At 59.5% G+C, this 3,184-nt stretch carries 4 protein-coding genes; all 4 read left to right on the top strand.

The window, feature by feature from the left end; all coding sequences use genetic code 11:
- Positions 1–14 precede the first annotated feature (14 nt).
- On the top strand, positions 15–698 hold the full coding sequence (locus ARB25_RS09560; RefSeq protein WP_055287662.1) for a Rep family protein: 684 nt from the start codon (positions 15–17) through the stop codon (positions 696–698).
- Between the two features lie 568 nt (positions 699–1,266).
- Complete coding sequence (locus ARB25_RS09555) at positions 1,267–2,505, top strand: plasmid recombination protein (protein WP_172676363.1); 1,239 nt, start codon at positions 1,267–1,269, stop codon at positions 2,503–2,505.
- A 42-nt stretch (positions 2,506–2,547) separates the two neighbouring features.
- A complete protein-coding gene (gene relB / locus ARB25_RS09550) occupies positions 2,548–2,784 on the top strand; it encodes a type II toxin-antitoxin system RelB family antitoxin (RefSeq protein ID WP_006236365.1) in 237 nt (78 codons plus the stop codon).
- Positions 2,785–2,809: 25 nt separating this feature from the next.
- Positions 2,810–3,037, top strand: a complete 228-nt coding sequence (locus ARB25_RS09545) for a type II toxin-antitoxin system RelE family toxin (protein ID WP_006236363.1) — start codon at positions 2,810–2,812, stop codon at positions 3,035–3,037.
- Positions 3,038–3,184 lie beyond the last annotated feature (147 nt).

Raw genomic sequence — 3,184 nt, 5'->3', positions numbered from 1 at the left:
AAGGAGATTATAGCATGGCGGCAAACGCTGGCGAGACGAAGGTAAAGCTCTGGGAGGGAATCTGCTACCCAGAAAACATGCTCGATGATTGGCGGGAGGAGATAGACGACATCCTTCAAGTTCCGTTCGCTTACGCAATTCACGACATCGACCATGACCAGAAGAGCAAGCAGCGGAAGACCCATGTTCACATCATCGTGGTTTGGGGCGGCAACACGACCCGCAAGGCGATAATCAACGTCCTGAACCGCTTGAGCGCGGACGGCAAGAGGTGCTGCTCCTCTGCGGAGCCAGTCAACAACATCAGGCACGCATACGACTACCTCATCCACGACACGGCATCGTGCCGAAAGAAGGGCAAGGAACTGTACCCAGTCGAAGCCCGCATCGAGGGGAACAACTTCGACATCGGGCAGCTTGAGCAGCTCTCGACCAAGGACAAGCAGGACATGCTCTTCGAGTTGGTCGGCTTCATCATGGTCGAGAAGTTCGAGACCATCAATGACTTCACGACTGCGGCGTTGCGTGAGTTCCCCGAGCAGTACCGAGAAATCATCGTCGGCTACAACTCGATTCTCGAGCGCTACTGTCGCGGCAACTACCTGAACGCCGAACGCAAGCGCAAGGCACGTGAGACAGGCGCGTGCGGAAAAGTAGACGGGTCAATGGAGCAATGCGTGACTACGGGGGCGGAGTAGTTCCGCGTAGCGGATCTACGGAGACCTCGTTCACGGATTGCGGAATTGACGCGGCGGTCGAGCCAAAAGAAAGACTGGGAAGAGGGTCGATGTGAGCGCAAGCTCCCATCGACCCTTTCCTTGCCCAAGTCTGCGAGCGCGGGAGGGCTGGGGATGGGATTCCCATGGGCGAGGTACTACGACCTCGCCCATGGGAATCCGATATCCGATACCGATACGTCGGGGTGGTTTGGAGGGGCGCGCTCATTATTTTTCGCTAACTACGTCCGAAAAATAATGTGACAAATGACAAATGACAAATCAGGTTGAGCGGGGGAGTTTGAGGGGGCTTGCCCCCTCATTCGGCGCTTGCGCCGATGGCCCGCACATCATGAGCGACGCCGCGAATGAGTAGGGCTGGGGGGTCTCGGGGGGAACGCCCGAGCGGGTCAAGGGCAGCGTCCTTGCACGGCCAAACGCAGTTTGGTATACCGTGACTATACCAAATGTCGCTAACGCTCCATCAGGCTTCAAACTCGGAGGTTCACCAATGACGGTCGCGCCACTAATCGCAATGAAGAGCTCGCAAGTGAAAAGCTTTGACGCGGTGGGTCGTGAGCTGGACAGGCGCGCCCATACCTACGTCAACGATGTTGACCAGAGCGGACGGCACATCGGCTACCGCTGCCGCGCCGAGGATGAGCGCCCGGTGCCGCTTGAGAAGGCGGTCGAGCGGCGCATGGGGGAACTCAAGACGAAGAGGAAGGTCAGGGAAAACCAAGTCCGCGCGATGGGGTTCATCGTCTCAAGCAACGATGCCTTGGACGAGAAGACAGCGAGGGAGTTCTTGGACAGGAGCATCAACTGGTTCGGCGCTCGGTACGGATACGAGAACCTGCTAGCCGCCCAGATCCATCTGGACGAGGGCACCCCGCACGCGCATATCTGGATCGCGCCCGTGATACACGATGCCGAGACGGGGTTTGACCGACTGTGCGCCAAGGAGCTGTTCGCCCCAGACAAGCGCCGAAAGAACGCGGAGGGCAAGTGGGAGGTGACCGCGCAGGGCACGATGAGCCGCTTGCAGGAGGACTTCTGGGAGCAGGTGGCCAAGCCCTACGGGTATGAGCGCCCGATGCGCCACGAGCTGCGTGCAAAAGGCTACAGGAGCCTTGATGCCTACAAGGTGCAGGTCGGCACCACACGGGCGCTCAAGTCCGAGATAGAGACCCTTGAGGGCGCGAGGGACAAGGCGAAGCACATTGCGGTTACTGCCAAGCGCGAGCTGGACGGCCTTGAGCGGCAGAGGGTTGAGACCCGTGCCAAATTGGGTGCCGTGACCGAGCAGGTCGATGAAAAACGGGCACAAGCTGCGGAAATTGACCGCCGAATCGCGGAGAAAATGGCCGAGATTGACCGCTTGGACGGCGAAATCGGCGAAAAGCTCGAGCTTCGCAACGAGGTGGGCGATGAAATCCAGCGGGAGTCCGCGCGATTGGAGTCCCTTCGGCGCGGAACGCGAGCAGTTGCGCGAGACGTTGAGGAGCTTCGACCCGTCGCTGCCGAGATTGGGCGCTGGGAAGCTGCGGGGCGCGCTGAGCGCGGCACAATCCTCGATTCAATCACTGCTCGATGCGCAGGAGCAGCGAGAGCAGCTAGAGCGGCAATTGAGGAGCTTAGAGACCGCATCTGGGCGCTGATGCGTCCCAGGAAGGCGCAGGGCGGCGGATACGGACTGGACGAGGTGGCGAGGGATGCCACGGAAGTGGCGAAGGCATGGAACCGAAGCCACGAAGCGCCTGCGCGGTCGCGCGGGCGGGCGCGGTGATGTGTTATAGTAGTACCTGTATTACAGCATAGGAGGTGCGTTATGGCTACCGCAGTCACTTCGATGAGGATTCCGACCGAGCTGAACGAGCGCTACAGCAGGCTTGCGAAGGAGACCGGCAGGTCGAGGAGCTTCTACGTGAACGAGGCCCTGCAAGAATCGATTGACCGTTTCGAGTACGAGTACGGGATTCTCAAGGACATCGAGGACTACCGCGCAGGCAGGCTCGAGACCTACAGCATCGATGAGGTAAGGGCGCATTGTGGTCTGGCGAATTGATTTCACGAGGAACGCTGACAAGGCGATGCGCAAGCTGGACAGGGGCATCGCCGCGAGGATATTCGAAGAGCTTGACGAGATAGCGAAGCTCGAAGACCCGAGAGTCAGGGGCAAGTCCCTGACGGGGAACCTGGCGGGCGTGTGGCGCTACAGGGTCGGCGACTATCGGATTCTGTGCGACATCGATGACGGCAGGCTCGTGATTCTCGTGGTTGATGTGGCGCATAGGCGCGAGGTCTACAAGCGCAGGTAAAAAAGAAAAAGCCCCAGCAAGCTTGGCGGCAGCAGGGGCATTCGAGACAAGGAGATTATAGCATGGCGGCAAACGCTGGCGAGACGAAGGTAAAGCTCTGGGAGGGAATCTGCTACCCAGAAAACATGCTCGATGATTGGCGGGAGG

This window comes from Collinsella aerofaciens (assembly GCF_001405375.1).
In the GTDB taxonomy this organism is placed as follows: domain Bacteria; phylum Actinomycetota; class Coriobacteriia; order Coriobacteriales; family Coriobacteriaceae; genus Collinsella; species Collinsella aerofaciens_F.
This window is presented reverse-complemented; position numbering and strand designations above follow the sequence as displayed.